Source organism: Gluconacetobacter asukensis (assembly GCF_014174375.1).
Classification (GTDB): Bacteria; Pseudomonadota; Alphaproteobacteria; order Acetobacterales; family Acetobacteraceae; genus Gluconacetobacter; species Gluconacetobacter asukensis.
In genome coordinates, this window is sequence record NZ_JABEQE010000008.1 from 80,396 (window position 1) to 95,575 (window position 15,180).

The 15,180-nt window shown below is 65.5% G+C and carries 14 protein-coding genes; 1 reads left to right on the plus strand and 13 read right to left on the minus strand.

Features of this window, described 5'->3' with window-relative positions:
• The first annotated feature begins 95 nt into the window (after nucleotides 1–95).
• The gene (locus HLH35_RS10680) at nucleotides 96–692 is read left to right on the plus strand and encodes a nucleoside 2-deoxyribosyltransferase (RefSeq protein WP_182979121.1); all 597 of its coding nucleotides are present in this window, start codon (nucleotides 96–98) and stop codon (nucleotides 690–692) included.
• Nucleotides 693–712: 20 nt separating this feature from the next.
• Here HLH35_RS10680 and HLH35_RS10685 read toward each other — a convergent pair whose 3' ends face one another.
• From HLH35_RS10685 to HLH35_RS10745, 13 genes are all read right to left on the minus strand, one after another.
• Nucleotides 713–1,126 (minus strand): cystathionine beta-lyase, encoded by a 414-nt coding sequence (locus HLH35_RS10685; RefSeq protein ID WP_182979219.1) that lies wholly within the window; start codon nucleotides 1,124–1,126, stop codon nucleotides 713–715.
• 82 nt (nucleotides 1,127–1,208) lie between these two features.
• Nucleotides 1,209–1,664: a c-type cytochrome gene (locus HLH35_RS10690; RefSeq protein ID WP_182979122.1), complete on the minus strand. Its 456-nt coding sequence runs from the start codon at nucleotides 1,662–1,664 to the stop codon at nucleotides 1,209–1,211.
• Complete coding sequence (mauA, locus tag HLH35_RS10695; RefSeq protein WP_182979123.1) at nucleotides 1,661–2,242, minus strand: methylamine dehydrogenase (amicyanin) small subunit; 582 nt, start codon at nucleotides 2,240–2,242, stop codon at nucleotides 1,661–1,663. Before mauA ends, HLH35_RS10690 begins: the two co-directional genes overlap by 4 nt.
• Before the next feature lie 36 nt (nucleotides 2,243–2,278).
• Entirely contained in the window at nucleotides 2,279–3,490 is a 1,212-nt protein-coding gene (locus HLH35_RS10700; RefSeq protein ID WP_182979124.1) for an amine dehydrogenase large subunit, read from the minus strand.
• 310 nt (nucleotides 3,491–3,800) lie between these two features.
• Nucleotides 3,801–5,360: a SpoVR family protein gene (locus HLH35_RS10705; RefSeq protein ID WP_182979125.1), complete on the minus strand. Its 1,560-nt coding sequence runs from the start codon at nucleotides 5,358–5,360 to the stop codon at nucleotides 3,801–3,803.
• Nucleotides 5,360–6,667: a DUF444 family protein gene (locus HLH35_RS10710; protein WP_182979126.1), complete on the minus strand. Its 1,308-nt coding sequence runs from the start codon at nucleotides 6,665–6,667 to the stop codon at nucleotides 5,360–5,362. The genes HLH35_RS10705 and HLH35_RS10710 overlap by 1 nt, the downstream gene beginning before the upstream one ends.
• Before the next feature lie 187 nt (nucleotides 6,668–6,854).
• On the minus strand, nucleotides 6,855–8,801 hold the full coding sequence (locus tag HLH35_RS10715) for a PrkA family serine protein kinase (RefSeq protein ID WP_182979127.1): 1,947 nt from the start codon (nucleotides 8,799–8,801) through the stop codon (nucleotides 6,855–6,857).
• Nucleotides 8,802–9,186: 385 nt separating this feature from the next.
• On the minus strand, nucleotides 9,187–9,978 hold the full coding sequence (locus HLH35_RS10720) for an MBL fold metallo-hydrolase (RefSeq protein ID WP_182979128.1): 792 nt from the start codon (nucleotides 9,976–9,978) through the stop codon (nucleotides 9,187–9,189).
• 3 nt (nucleotides 9,979–9,981) lie between these two features.
• Nucleotides 9,982–10,773: a TatD family hydrolase gene (locus tag HLH35_RS10725; RefSeq protein ID WP_182979129.1), complete on the minus strand. Its 792-nt coding sequence runs from the start codon at nucleotides 10,771–10,773 to the stop codon at nucleotides 9,982–9,984.
• Nucleotides 10,770–12,308 (minus strand): methionine--tRNA ligase, encoded by a 1,539-nt coding sequence (gene metG / locus HLH35_RS10730; protein WP_182979130.1) that lies wholly within the window; start codon nucleotides 12,306–12,308, stop codon nucleotides 10,770–10,772. Before metG ends, HLH35_RS10725 begins: the two co-directional genes overlap by 4 nt.
• Nucleotides 12,305–13,282: a DNA polymerase III subunit delta' gene (locus HLH35_RS10735; RefSeq protein WP_182979131.1), complete on the minus strand. Its 978-nt coding sequence runs from the start codon at nucleotides 13,280–13,282 to the stop codon at nucleotides 12,305–12,307. The genes metG and HLH35_RS10735 overlap by 4 nt, the downstream gene beginning before the upstream one ends.
• A complete protein-coding gene (gene tmk / locus HLH35_RS10740; RefSeq protein ID WP_182979132.1) occupies nucleotides 13,283–13,918 on the minus strand; it encodes a dTMP kinase in 636 nt (211 codons plus the stop codon).
• Nucleotides 13,919–13,923: 5 nt separating this feature from the next.
• Complete coding sequence (locus HLH35_RS10745; protein ID WP_182979133.1) at nucleotides 13,924–15,180, minus strand: D-alanyl-D-alanine carboxypeptidase family protein; 1,257 nt, start codon at nucleotides 15,178–15,180, stop codon at nucleotides 13,924–13,926.

Here is a 15,180-nt window from a genome sequence, read left to right on the forward strand (position 1 = left end):
TTGCAGGGGTCCCAGTGCCTCGGGTACCCGACCGTTGGCGCTTCCACATAAGATGCGAATCGGATCGTGGCAAGAAAAAGGAGAGCAGGAACGGCATGAGAGCGAACAGAACCGTCTATCTGGCCGGCGATCTGGTCTTTCGCCCCAGCGCGATCGCGATTTTCGACCGGCTGCGCGCGCTGTGCCGGCAGGTGGGGCTGGAGGGTCTCGCCCCCTTCGACGGCCAGGCCGGCATCGAATCGCTGCCTCCAGGGCTGGACACGATCCTGAAGATCGTGACCGCCGACCGCGACCTGATGGACCGATGCGCCGGCGGCATCTTCTGCCTCGATCCCTTCCGCCGCGCCGCGGATATGGACCCCGGCACGGCGGTGGAGATCGGCTACATGATGGCGCAGGGCAAACCCCTCGCCGGCTATACGACCGACGGCCGCCCCTACCCCGAGAAAGTCGCCGCCTACCGCAAGGCGGCCTGGAACGACACGCTGCGTCCACGCATCACCCCAGACGCACCGGTCGGATCGGGTGCGATGGAGGATTCGGACGGCATCCTGGCCCATTCAGACGGCATGGTGCAGAACGGCATGACCGAGGGCTTCATCCACCTGTCCGGCGGCATGGTCGCCGTGCATGACGATTTCTATCAGGCCTTCGCCCTTGCAGCCGCCGATATGGCGCGTCGCCTGCCCTAAACCGGCAGGCGGACGCCATATTACCGGCGGTTCGTCGAGCAGGCGATGGCCCGCGCCCAGACCTGGGCCCGCACGGCCAGCAGGTCGGTGGTGCTCAGCGGGTGACCGCGCTGGGCATGGACCTCTTCCGCCGTGAAAGGTGTCGTGCCCGGCGGCGTGCTGTGGCCGCCGAGATCGAACAGGACGAAATTCATCACCTGCGCCATCAGCGCGTCATCGCGGATCAGCGACATCGAAACCCCGGGCACCGTCAGCAGATAGGCCCGGCCCTCCGGCGTGCAGCTCAGCGTACCGATCCGGTCGCGCAGGGTCGGAATATAGGTCTGCCCCGACTGCCCCTCGATCCCGTGGCAGCCACCGCATTTTTCCAGATAGGTGGTGCGTGTCCGGTCCAGAGCCAGCGCGCCATGCCCCGACATCATCAGGCCGGCCATGACGCCAATCGCCACGGCCGCCCCGGTCGCGCGGGTGAAACGCGCGCCGGCTCGCCACCAGCGCGCATTTTCCGTCAGGCTCTCAGGGGAGCGGATGCGCTGCATTCAGGGCCTTCCGGGCTGCCGCGACACCCGAGGACGGCATCGGCGCGGCGCGCGCGGCCGCCACATCGGCCGGCGTGATGACCGGAGCCGGCTTGGTGCTGCCCAGCGACGACAGATAGGTCAGGATCGCCGCCACATCGTCATCCGACAGGCTCTTGAAGCTGGGCATGAACCCGACATAGGTCGCGCCGGCAGCGTCGATCGAACCGGCCAGGCCGTTCATCAGCACGGCGGTGACATATTTCTTGCCTTCGGGGGTCGAGGCGATCTTGTCGATCCGGTTCGCCAGCGGCGGAAACTGGCCCGGCGCGCCGACGCCACCGCCCTGGTGGCAGATGCCGCAATTCGCGCCATAGAGCGCCTGGCCGTCCGGCGCGGCAAAAGCCGGGGTGGAGGCGCCCAGACACAGGGCCAGGGTAAGGATCTTCTTCATTCGGCGGTTCCTACAATCACAGCGGTCGAACAATTATAGAGAAGCGAACCGGTCCCGAAACACCAGATGATGTCGTTGTTGGCCTGCGGACGATAGGTCGGCAGGTCACCATCCGAGCCCAGGCAGTTCTGCTCGTTGCAGGCATCCTGCCCGCAGCAATCGCGATAGGCGATCAGGTACGAGCGGCGGTCCTGCGGGTTGAAACACGTGCCGATCCATGAGGTCGGCGACGGGTGCGTCCCAGGCGGGCAGCTATGAACGCCACCGCCACAGGTGGTGCACAGATTGCCGTCAATGGCGCAATAGCGCCAGTAATCGCACTTCGTGTCATCCTTGGCCTGCGCCTTCGCCGCAAAGGGCGACGGCGCGGCAGGCGCGGCAGGCGCCGCGGCCCGTGCGTCACGCCGCCAGACCGGCAGCAGCGGAAAGGCCGGAACGGCGGCCGCCCACCCGCCCAGCCGCGCGAGCGCACTGCGACGCGAGGAACGGCCGGCCAGATAGCGGGCAAGCCGTTCGGCCACGGTGTCGAGGCCGTTCCGCGTCGCGCCGACGGCCCCCCTGTCTTCAGGATTGGGCATATCGTTTCTCCGTCACGCGGGGATCATTCCGGGGGCTCATTCTCCGGGAGCGGCCGTAAAGATCAGCGCATCGCCCAGCGCCCCGATCTTGCGCACAGGCTTGCCGTCGGCCCCGTCCAGCACCATCAGGTCACCGGCTTCATCCGTCAGCATGATTCGCGACTGCGCATCCTGGGTTACACCCACCATCATGCTGCGGGCCGCCAGCGGAATGCGCCGCACCAGCCGGTGCGTCTTCAGGTCCAGCTCCCACAGTTCGGAGCCGGCATCCTTGTGCGTCCAGAAGGTGCCCTTGTGCATCAGCACGAACAGATGCGAATCGCGGGCCCGCAGCGCCGCGAGCTGCCATCCGCCCGGCCGCCACGTCACCTCGAACGGGGCACGGGCATCCGACGCCGCCTTCAGGCCGGCCGCTTCCTGGATCGACCAGGGCTTGGCGATGCTGGATTGCGCGCCCAGCGTCGCCTCGTAGATCAGGCCGCTATAGGAAATGAACCAGACATGGCCGCTCGCCGCGATCTCCGGACTATGTTCGAAGACCGGATCGCGATCCGGCACGAAAAACGGCGGGGTCCGCGTCAGGGCCGGCGTGCCCTTGGCATCCATCTGCACATTGGCCAGCGACCCGTCGCCACAGATCGAGGAAAAACCGGCATTGCCCCAAGGGTAGATCAGCGCGCAGCCCGGCACGTCCACCGTCCGCACAACCGATTTCAGACCCGTGTCATAGACATGGACCGCATTGGTGGGGCTTGAATCGTAGACATAGACATAGTGCCCATCGGCGCCGATCGCCATGTCGGGCTTCTTCGGCGTGATCAGCGCGCGGCCCGGCAGGTCGATATCCGCTATCTGCTCCAGCGTGCGCGGATCATACGCCGCCAGCATATCGTGGCGCTTGCCGCGATTGCCCCGTTCCCACGTCGTCTCGGCGACATAGAACGCCTTGCCCGCCGGATCGGCCACCATGTTGGCGTTGTAGGCGGCCTGCACCATGCCCAGAAGCCGGCCGGTATCGAGGTCCACGACATAGACCCGCCCGTCCTTGCTGTGGCGATAGACCCCATCTTCGACCAGGACCCGGTGCGGGCCGCCGGGCGGCAGGGTGACGATGTCACTTTCCTCGGTCTGCAGGATCGGCTCGGCGGCATGCGCCGGCCCCTGCACCGCGAGCGCCGTCACAACAGAAGCGGCCGCCAGGGCGCGCGAAACGCGCCGGGCCGCGCGAGACCGCCGATCAGCCAGCATGCGACCGTCGGACCCACGAAGGAAATATCATGTTCATCCAGCCAACCCTGTTGCTCGCCACACCACATCCGAACCGCGATTCGGAAGTCCGGCGGCGAAGCGGATACCGCCTGCCATCCAGTTTGATGTTCTTTCGATACAAATTTTCGGGCAGGAAGGCTAGCCTTCCGCTTTGGAAAAATCGCAAGTGAATTTCAGGAATTTCGATACTGATAAAATAATATTATAGAAAAAGGCATAAATGGGACAGAAAATGCGCGCGGGACACAGCCCCGCGCGCATTTCCACTCACCCGATAATCGACCATATCTTATTGCGACGGTCCTGCGCTGTGGGTCGCCAGCACGGTGCCCGTCTGCGCATCCACCTCGTTCAGCACGACGCCATAGCCCCACAGGGAGGCAAGGTAATCCAGCGTCTGGCGCGTATCGCCGGCCTGGAGCAACTGGCCGGCCCGTGTGCGATGTTCCAGCTTCAGCGTGCGGTCGCCCAGCAGGTCCACATCGACGATCTCGATCTCGGTATAGAACGTACCGGGATCATAGACGCGCGCCAGGCTGCGGCGGATATCGCGATACCCGGCCTCGTCATGAATGGCGTCGACCAGCAGATAAGGCTGGGCGGTATCGTCGTTGAGGCGGAACATGCGGAAATCGCGGATTACCTTGGGCGAGAGGAATTGCTGGATGAAGCTCTCGTCCCGGTATTCGGCCCAGGCATGGCGTAGCGTGCCGATCGCATCCCCATTGCCCGCGATATCGGGAAACCATTCCCGGTCCTCGGCAGTCGGCTCGGTGCAGATGCGTACGATATCGGTCATCATGGCATAGCCCAGCGCATAGGGATTGAACGACGCCCCTCCCCCCGCGTCGAAGCCCGGCTGGTTGATGACGTTCGACGTCGAATGAATGACCTCAAGATAGGCCGCATCGTCAATCCGCCCCAGTTCGTGCAGGCGCCGCATGATGTAGACATGCACCCAGGTCGCGCAGCCCTCATTCATCATCTTCACCTGAGGCTGCGGATAGAAATATTGCGCGATCATCCGCACGATGCGAATGATCTCCCGCTCCCATGGGGCCAGACGCGGCGCATTCTTCTCCAGGAAATACAGCAGGTTTTCCTCGGGCAGCCCCAGAAGCCGGCGCGCATGGGCGCCTTCCGCCGTCCCCGCCGCATCGCCGGCCTCGGTGGGCAGGGTGCGCCACAGATCGTTGAAGACGCTGTCCTCGTACGCCCGCCGCTCTTTCGCGCGCTGCTGCTCGGCCTTCAGATCCAGCTTGCGGGCCCCCGAATGCCGGTTGACCCCCTGGTTCTGCAGGGCATGGGCCGCATCCAGCACGCGCTCCACCGCCCGCAATCCATGCCGCTCCTCGCACCGGGCGATGTAGCCACGGGCAAATTCCAGATAGTCCAGAATGTCCGACGGGTCCGTCCATTCCCGGAACAGCCTGTTATTACGAAAGAAATGGTTATGGCCAAACGCGGCATGCGCAATCACCAGCGCCTGCATCGTCGCCGAGTTTTCCTCCATCAGATAGCTGATGCAGGGATCGGAATTGATGACGACCTCATAGGCCAGCCCCATCAGCCCGCGCCGATAGGCGTTCTCATGCCCGATAAAGCGCTTGCCGAACGACCAGTGCTTGTATCCCACCGGCATGCCATGCGCGGTGTAGACATCCAGCATCTGTTCGGAGGTGATGATCTCCACCCGGTTGGTGTAGATCTCCAGCCCCAGTTCGCGGGTCGCAATTTCCTCGATCGCGTCATAGCAATCGCGGATGATCTGGAAATTCCAGTCATTGCCGGAATAGAGCAGCCCCCCGGACCGGGCCGGAGAGCCGCCCCCTGATACGATCTGGTCCATCAAGCCTCCGCCGAATGATGCTGACGGGAAAACAGGTCGCGGAAGACCGGGAAAATCTCCTTGCGGTCGCCGACCTGGCGGATCGCCAGATGATCGTTCTCATCGGCGATGGCGCGATAGCTGCGCCACAGATCCGTCTCGCCGCGGATCACCGCCCCCGATCCCGTAATTTCGATATAGGCATAATATTGCACCGCCGGCAGGATATCGTCCCGCAACAGGCTGGCGGTGCGCATGGTGTCGGACGACGCGTTGTCGCCGTCCGATGCCTGGGCGACATAGATATTCCAGTTGGCCGACGGAAAACGCTCCCGCTGGATGGTGTGCATCAGTTCCAGCGCCGATGAGACGATGGTGCCGCCCGTGCGCGGATCGTGGAAGAACGCATCCTCATCCACCTCCTCGGCGCTTTCGGCATGGCGGATGAAAACGATCTCGACCTTCTTGTACCGCCGCTCCAGGAACACATGCAGCAGCAGGAAGAACTGCTTCGCCAGATCCTTCATCCGCTCGGTCATCGAGCCCGAGACATCCATGATGCAGAACATCACCGCCCGCGTCGCCGGCTGCGGCATGATGGTATAGCGCCGGAAGCGCAGATCGACCGGATCGACCCACGGAATCCGCGCCAGCCGCTGGCGTAGCGTGCCGCGCCGTTCACGCAGCCCCTCCAGTTCCTCCAGATCCTCGGCCGAAGCCGGACGGAGGGCTTCCAATTCGGCGATACGTTCCTCGACCTCCTGTAATTCCGCCGGCTTGGGCCGGCCCAACCCCAGGCGCCGCGCGATCGAGCGCCGCATCGTCCGTCCCAGATCCAGATGCGACGGCGCCCCCTCGTTGCTGAGGCCGGAACGGGCGGGCACCCCGTTTTCGGTGGTGGAGATCTCGCGCTTCAGCAGGTCCGGCAATTCCAGATCGTCGAAGAACAGGTCCAGAAATTCGTCGCGGCTCAGCACGAAGCGAAAGGAATCCTCTCCCCCGCCACTCTCGCCCGCCTGCCCGGCCCCCGAGCCCTGGCCACCAGCGCCACTCGGCGGCCGTTGCAGCCGGTCGCCGCGCGAGAATTCGCGGTTACCGGTCAGCACGATCTCGCGCACGCCCTCGGAAAAGACGCGATGCAGCGAGGGTTCATGCAGCGAATCCGACGGGACCGAGACCGCGTTACCCTGCCCCACCTCCCGGATCCTGCCGCGCGCCACCGCGTCCCGCACCGCCGTCTGTACGGCCGAGCGGGCCCGCTGCAGCACGCGCCGCCGGTTTTCGAGGTTTTTCCCATGGGGGTTGGGACGTCTGTCAATGATATCCACTGGCCGGCACCATTCCGTTCAGAGGCGGTTTCAAAACTGCTGATGCTGCGTCAGGAGCGGGCCGCCACAGATCACGCCCGGCGAAGGTCTTCGCGCATCGAAGCGGAGCGGCCTTGCCGGCCGTTCACCGCGAGGCGCGAAGAACGCGCACAGGACTCGCCTGTAGCGGCGCCTTGGCAACAGCGCCTCAGGCGGATTGCTTCACCCGCATGTACCACTCAACGAGCCGGCGGACCTGGCGTTCCGTATAGCCGCGCGAGACCATCCGCTCGACGAACTCGTCATGCTTGCGCTCGGTCTCGCCGTCCTTCTTGGAGCCGAAGCTGATGACCGGCAGCAGATCCTCGACCTGGCTGAACATCCGCTTCTCGATCACGTCGCGGATCTTCTCGTAGGACGTCCAGGACGGGTTGCGCCCGCCATTGCCAGCCCGCGCGCGCAGCGAGAACTTCACCACCTCGTTGCGGAAATCCTTGGGGTTGGCGATCCCCGCGGGCTTCTCGATCTTGGTCAGTTCCGCGTTCAGCAACTCGCGATTGAGCATCTGCCCGGTGTCGGGGTCCTTGAAATCCTGGTCTTCGATCCAGGCGTCGGCATAGTCCAGATAACGGTCGAACAGGTTCTGGCCGTAATCGTTATAGCTCTCCAGATAGGCCTTCTGGATCTCGTGCCCCAGGAATTCGGCATAGCGCCCGGCCAGTTCCGATTTCAGCGTCGCCAGATAGTTCGCCTCGATATCCGTCGGGAACTGCTCCCGCCGCACCGCTTGTTCCAGCACGTACATCAGATGCACCGGATCGGCGGAAATCTCGGAAGAATCATGGTTGAAGGTCGCGGACAGCACCTTGTACGCAAAGCGGGTGGAAATACCGTCCATCCCCTCATCCACCCCGGCGGCGTCGCGATATTCCTGCATCGTGCGGGCCTTGGGGTCGGTCTCTCGGATATTCTCGCCGTCATAGACGCGCATCTTGGCGAACTGGGTGGAGTTCGGATGCGGCTTCAACCGCGACAGGACCGCGAAACGGGCCAGCATTTCCAGCGTGTTGGGCGCGCAGGGCGCATTCGCCAAGCTGGAGGACTGCACCAGCTTCTCATAGATCTTGGTTTCCTCCGCCACCCGCAGGCAATAGGGCACCTTGATGACGCAGACGCGGTCCAGAAAAGCTTCGTTGGTGCGATTATTGCGGAAGGTCTGCCACTCGGCCTCGTTCGAATGGGCCAGGATCACGCCGGTGAACGGGATGCTGCCGATATTCTCGGTCCCGACATAATTGCCCTCCTGCGTCGCCGTCAGCAGCGGGTGCAGCATCTTGATCGGCGCCTTGAACATCTCGACGAATTCCAGCAGCCCCTGGTTCGCGCGGTTCAGGCCGCCCGAGAAACTGTAGGCATCGGGGTCGTTCTGGCTGAAATGCTCCAACTGACGGATATCGACCTTGCCCACCAGCGCCGACACGTCCTGGTTGTTGTCATCGCCGGGTTCGGTCTTCGCGATCGCGATCTGGCGCAGTCGGGACGGATGGACCTTGATGACCGAAAAGCGCGACAGGTCGCCGTCGAATTCCTCCAGCCGCTTCAGCGCCCACGGGCTGGCGACACCGCCCAGCAGCCGGCGCGGAATCCCGTAGCGCTCCTGCAGGGCATCGCCCATGCGGTCGGGGTCGAACAGGCCCAGCGGGCTTTCAAAGACGGGGCTGACATGCCGCCCGGCCCTCAGCACATAGATCGGCTCCTTCTCCATCAGGGCCTTCAGCCGTTCGCCCAGGGACGATTTGCCGCCACCCACCGGGCCGAGCAGATAGAGGATCTGCTTGCGCTCCTCGAGCCCCTGCGCCGCATGCCGGAAGAAACCCACGATCTGCTCGATCGTCTCTTCCATGCCGTAGAAATCGGAGAAGGCCGGATAGATCCGCAGGGTACGGTTCATGAAGATGCGCGACAGGCGTGGATCGCGCGAGGTATCGACGCTCCTCGGCTCGCCGATCGCCTTCAGCATCCGCTCCGCCGCGGTTGCATAGCACGACGGATCGGTACGGCAGGCTTCAAGATAGTCGGACAGGCTCATCTCGATTTCGCGACGCTGATCGCGCATCGCAGTGGCCAGAGAAAACACATTAAAATCAGAAACCATCCTGGGAAGTCTCCGAACCGGCGCCAGAATCCGTCATTCTTCTGGACGACCATGCACCATGGATACGCATCTCTTCCGGGGAGCGGCCCCCGGAGCGGGAAAAACCGTCAGTCCTGTCGGCTCTGCAATCGGGTGTCCAATACACATTCCCCCTTGCTGTCTAGCCCTTTTAGAGGCAGATAGGCACGCTGCCGCCCCAGACAAGGGCGACTGGCATATGGTGGAATCGCAGTCAGGTATCGCGCTGCGAGATCCCGGGTCGTCAGGACCGAGGCTATCGCTCCCCGCGTTCGGGATTCAACCTAAATCGCGTGCGCTCCGGAAACACACACCCGGACAGCAGGGGTTTTCGGAACGACCGGGTGCCCTTCCCCGCAATCGCGGATCAGCGAAAAGGCACGCGCAGGCCATCGAAGGCGGCTTCCACGCCCTCCGGCAGGTTGTCGCGCATCCAGGCCCAATCCATGTCGGTGCCCATATGCGTCAGGATCACCCGGCGCGGCATCAGGCGGGCACGCCATTCCAGCACCCGATCCAGCCACGCATGGGCGTTATGGGGCGAGGATCGCTGGAAGCAATCCACCAGCCACGTCTCGACCCCCGCCAGGGCGGCGAACGCCTCCTCGGGCAGGTCGACGACGTCGGTGGAATAGGCAATCGTCCCGCATCGCACGCCCAGCGACAGCGTGCGGCCGTGAATCTGTTCGAACAGCGTCAGACGCAGCCCGGCGATGTCGACCGTCTGGCCGGCATGCACCTCCCGCGGCACCACGACGGGGCGATAGAAGCCGGGCGGCGACCACGGGCGGAAAGCATAGTTGAACCGCGTCTCCAGATCCGCCAGCACGGGCGGCGTGGCCAGCACCGGCAGGGGCCGGTCGATCACCCGGTTGATCGCCCGGACCTCGTCCAGCCCCGCGATATGGTCGGAATGGGCATGGGTGTAGAGAATCGCATCGAACCGGTCGATGCCCTGCGCCAGCAACTGCGCGCGCAGGTCGGGCCCGGTATCGACCAGCACCGCCTGCCCGTCATCGCCCCGCAGCAGGACCGATGCACGCGTCCGGCAGTTGCGGGGTTCCGCCGGATCGCAGATCCCCCAGTCGCCCCGCCCATCCGGCCCGCCGATCATCGGCACGCCGGCCGAGCCGCCGCATCCCAGGACGACCAGTTCCACCGCTCAGGCCGCCCGGCTGAACAGACGGTGGAAATTGGCGGTGGTGAGGTCCGCCAGTTGCTCCGGACCCATGCCGCGCTCTTCGGCCAGGCGCAGCGCCGTATGGGCGACCAGCGCCGGCTCGTTGCGCTTGCCGCGCCGTGGCACCGGGGCAAGGTACGGCGAATCGGTCTCGACCAGCAGCCGGTCCCCGGGAATGTCACGCGCGATCGCGCGCAGCGCGTCGGAACGTGGAAAGGTCAGGATTCCCGAGAAGCTGATATACCCCCCCAGCTCCAGCCCCGCCCGCGCCAGATCAGGCCCGGATGCGAAGCAATGCAGCAGGAAACGGAACGGCCCGTGGGTCTCGACCTCGTCGCGCAGAATCGCGGCAACGTCCGAATCGGCCTCACGCGCATGGATGACCAGCGGCAGGTCCATCCGTCGCGCCGCCGCGATATGGGCGCGGAAGCGCGCCTGCTGCAACGGGCGCACGGCTTCCGCGCCATGGAAATAATCCAGCCCGCTTTCGCCGATTCCCACCACCCGCGCATCGTCGGCCAGGGCGATGATGCCCTCGGCATCGGCGATCTCGCATTCCTCGACATGGTCGGGATGGGTGCCAACCGTACACCACACCCGCACCTCCGGCCGGTCGAAACGGGTCAGGTCCTTCTGCTGCTGCGCGCGCGACAGGCGGGTGCCGATCGTCACCATGCCGCCGACCCCCGCCGCGCGCGCCCGGTCCAGCAGGTCCGGGATCTCGTCGTCGGTGAAATGGTCGAGATGGCAGTGGGAGTCGATCAGCGCACTCATTGCGCCGCTTCCTCCACATAACGCGGAAAGATCCCCTGCGGCGCCGGCAGGGCCCGGCCCTCGGGCAGCGGGCGCTCCAGCGCCGCGAAATCGCGCTCGTCCTGCGCCACGCCCAACTGGGTCAGCAGCGCATCCATGCTGCCGGGCATGTAGGGCTGGAGCATGGTGCCGATCACGCGCAGCGCATCCACCAGCACCCGCAGCACCACCGCCATCCGCTCGGGGTCGGTCTTGCGCAGCGCCCACGGGGCCTGATGGTCGATATAGGCGTTGCAGGCGCGGATCACGCGCCACACATCCTCCAGCGCGTCGGTCAGCGCATGGCGGTCGATATGCCCGTGCATCAGCGTCGGCAGCAGCGATGCCTGTGCCAGCAGAGCGTCATCGGCCTCGGTCCGCACGCCCTGCGCCGGCAGCACGCCGCCGCAATTGCGCGCCACCTGCGTCAGGGTACGCTGGGCGAGGTTGCCCAGATCGTTCGCCAGTTCGACATTCAGCCGGTTGATGATGGCCCGGCGGCTGAGATCGCTGTCGCCACCGAACGGCATTTCACGCATCAGGAAGAAACGCAGCGGATCGACACCGAACTGCGCCACCAGGTCGCGCGGGTCGACGACATTGCCCAGCGACTTGCTCATCTTCTCGCCCTCGATGGTCCACCACCCATGCGAGAACACGCATTCCGGCAGTTCCAGCCCGGCGGCCATCAGCAGCGCGGGCCAGTAGACGGCATGGAAGCGGACGATATCCTTGCCCACCAGATGCAAGTTGGCGGGCCAGAATCCGGCACGGGGATTGTCCGCATCGGGGAAGCCGGTGGCCGACAGGTAATTGGCCAGCGCATCCACCCACACATACATCACATGGTCCGCATCGCCCGGCACCGGGATGCCCCAGCGGAAGCTGGTGCGGCTGATCGACAGGTCGCGCAGGCCCTGGCGCACGAAGCTGGCAACCTCGTTGCGCCGTGACGCGGGTTCGATGAAGCCGGGCCGGGTCTCGTACAGCTCCAGCAGCCGATCGGCGAAAGCCGACAGGCGGAAGAAATAGGACGGCTCGCGCACCCATTCGACCGGCGCGCCGGTCGGCGCCACCTTCGTGCCGTCCGGGCGGGTGACGAGTTCGTCTTCATTGTAGAAGCTCTCGTCACGCAGCGCGTACCAGCCCTCATACGCGCTCAGATAGATATGCCCGTTCGCCGCGATCCGCTCCCACAGCGCGGTCGCGCCGGCAATGTGCCGTGGCTCCGTCGTGCGGATGAAATCGTCGTACGAAACATTCATCACGTCGTACATCGCACGGAAATCGGCCGAAACCTGGTCGGCGAAGGCAATCGGCGCCACGCCGGCGGCCTGGGCGGCCTGCTCGACCTTCTGCCCATGTTCATCGGTGCCGGTCAGGAAGAAGACATCATGGCCAGCCAGCCGCTTGAAGCGCGCCATGACGTCGGCGGCGACGGATGTATAGGCATGACCGATATGCGGCGCCCCGTTCACATAATAGATCGGTGTCGTGACGTAATAGCGCCCTGTCATCTTCCACTCACCAAAGTCAGGCCACTCAGCAGGGCCTGTTGTTTATCCAGATTGAACCGCTCCGTCTCGACCCGAAGGTCGGTCAGGCGCCGCCACAGCTCCGCCATGCGGTGCGCCGACAACGATCCGTCCACGTTCTCTCCGCCCCGCCCATCTTGCATGGCGAGGGTACGCGCGTGCTTCGATATGGCATCACACAACAGATCGAAGAAGACCGGAAAGCCATTTTCCCGCTTCAGCACGCTCTCGGCAATCTCGTACATCGCCCCCGCATCCGGCGGGTTCTCGAGCACGCGCGCCACCAGCACGCCCAGCGCCGCGCCATCGCCCGCCAGCAGCGCCAGCGCGCGGCCGGGCGAACCATGGGCCAGCGGCGCCACCCGCGCGATATCCTCGGGCGGCACATCCGCCGCCACCCGGGCCAGCACGTCCTGCATCTGCGCTGGCTGCAACGGCTCCAGCCGCAGCGTGCGGCACCGGCTGCGAATGGTCGGCAACAGGCGGCCGGGCGCGGCACAGGTCAGGATCAGGATCGCACGCGGCGGCGGCTCCTCCAGAATTTTCAGGATCGCGTTGGCGGCGCTGCGATTCATGGCGTCCGCGCCATCCACAATCACGACACGCCACCCATCCTCGGCCGCCGTCCGGTGCAGGAACTGGCCGATCGGGCGCACATCGTCGGCCACGATCTCGCCCCGCATCCGCTGGCGCTTCTCGTCCACGCCGCGCGCGATATAGAGCAGATCCGCATGGCTGCCGGCCGCGATCCGCCGCGCGGCAGTGCTGTCCGCCCCGGTCGCCTTCAGCAACATCCGCGCCATCCAGAAGGCGAAGCTCGCCTTGCCGATCCCTTCCGGGCCGGTCAGCAGCCAGGCGTGATGCAGCCTTCCGGCCCCCCATGCCTCCTCAAAGGCGCGGCGGGCATCGTCATGCCCCACCGGCTCCTGGCCGTCGCGCGGCGTGGTGCCCGCCATTCAGGCGGGTCCCGTCAGCCGCGCATCGACCCGTTGCGCGACATCCCGCGCAATCGCCTCGGCCGGCTGGTCGGCGGATAGGTGCACGCACCGCCCGGCATGGGTCCGGGCAATCGTCTCGAATCCCTCGGCCACCCGGGCATGGAACGCCTCGTCCGCCGCCTCGTAACGATCGGACCGGCCACCGCGCGCATCCAGGCGTTGCCGGGCTCGCGCACGATCCAGCGCCAGAACCAGCGTCAGGTCGGGCACCAGCCCGACCTGTGCCGTCAACGCGTCGATCAGCCCGATGGTCGCGGGATCGCCCTGCCCGATCCCATAGCCCTGATAGGCCATGGTGGAATCGGCAAACCGGTCGCAGATCACCACCGCACCACGCGCCAGCGCCGGCCGGATCAGCCGGTCCACATGGTCGCACCGCGCGGCGAAATGGGCCAGGATCTCGGCCCGCAACGACAGATCATGGCCGCCGAACAGCAGAAAATCGCGCAGCGCCTCGGCCCCAGGCGTCCCACCGGGCTCGCGCGTGCGCACCACGTCGCGCCCGCCGGCACGCAGATGCGCCTCCAGCAGAGCGACCTGGGTGGATTTCCCGGCGCCCTCGCCGCCTTCGAAGGTGATGAACAGACCCGGCACCGGCTTCAGTGCCGGCCCAGTTTCTGACCCAGCACCGTCGAGGCCCGCGCCAGCAGCCCCAGCCGCGGCACGGCCTGCCCGGCCACAAGCTGCATGCGGATATCGGGCAGGCCCGGATTGGTCAGCACCAGGTCACCCAGCACCTGCCCCGCCGCCACCGGCGCCGCGACTGGCGCTTGATAATCCACCCCGATATGGACGCGCGTGCGCCATCCATGCGGCAGCGTCATCACCACGTCCCGTGTCGCAACCAGCGGCACCGTCGGCTGGGCACCCAGCCAGACAGGCGCCAGGTCCACCACTTCGCCCCGACGGAACAGGGTCGCATTCTCGAAATTCGCGAACGTCCATTCCAGCAGCCGCTCGCCCTCATGCGCGCGGGCATTGCTCGACGGCATGCCGTTCAGCGCCAGCACCACGCGATTGCCGCCCCGATCGGCGCTGGCACACAGCCCGAACCCGCCGGCATCGGTGTGGCCGGTCTTCAGCCCGTCGGCCAGCCCCTTGTCCACCAGGACGTTGCGGTTGCCCTGCGCGATCTTGTTGAAGCGGAAATCCTTCTCCGAGAAGAAGTGATAATATTCCGGAAAATCGCGGATCAGGCGCACCGCTACGGTCGCCACGTCGCGGGCGCACATATAGTGGTTGTCGGCCGGCCAGCCGGTGGCATTCATGAAATGCGAATTGACCAGCCCGATCTTTCCGCCCACCTCGTTCATCTGGGCGACGAACTGCTCTTCGGACCCGGAAATGCCCTCGGCCAGCACGATGCACGCATCGTTACCGGACTGGATGACCATGCCCTGGATCAGGTCCTGCACCGGGATGCTCTCGCCCAGGGGCACGAACATCTTCGACCCCTGCATGCGCCACGCCTTCTCGCTGACCGGCAGCGCCTGGTCCAGCTTCAGGCGGCCCGATTTCAGCATGCTGAAGACGATATAGGCCGTCATCATCTTGGTCAGCGACGAGGGCGGCATGCGCTCGTCCGCCGCCTTTTCCAGCAGCACCGTGCCGGTCGTGACATCCACGATGCACGCCCAGCGGGCGAGCGTATCGACCGGCCCGATCAGGCTGGCGGCCGGCGGCCCGGCCGGAGCCTGGGCCTGGTCCGGTCCGGATTCGTCATCCGATTGCGCGGCGGCCGGGGCGCTGGCGGCGCCATGGGCATGGCGCCGGCGCGGCGCGGCAACCGCCAGAGAACCGGTGGCGGCCAGCAAGGCCGTCCCGGTCAGAAGAAACCTTCGGGTTTGCACGTTCAT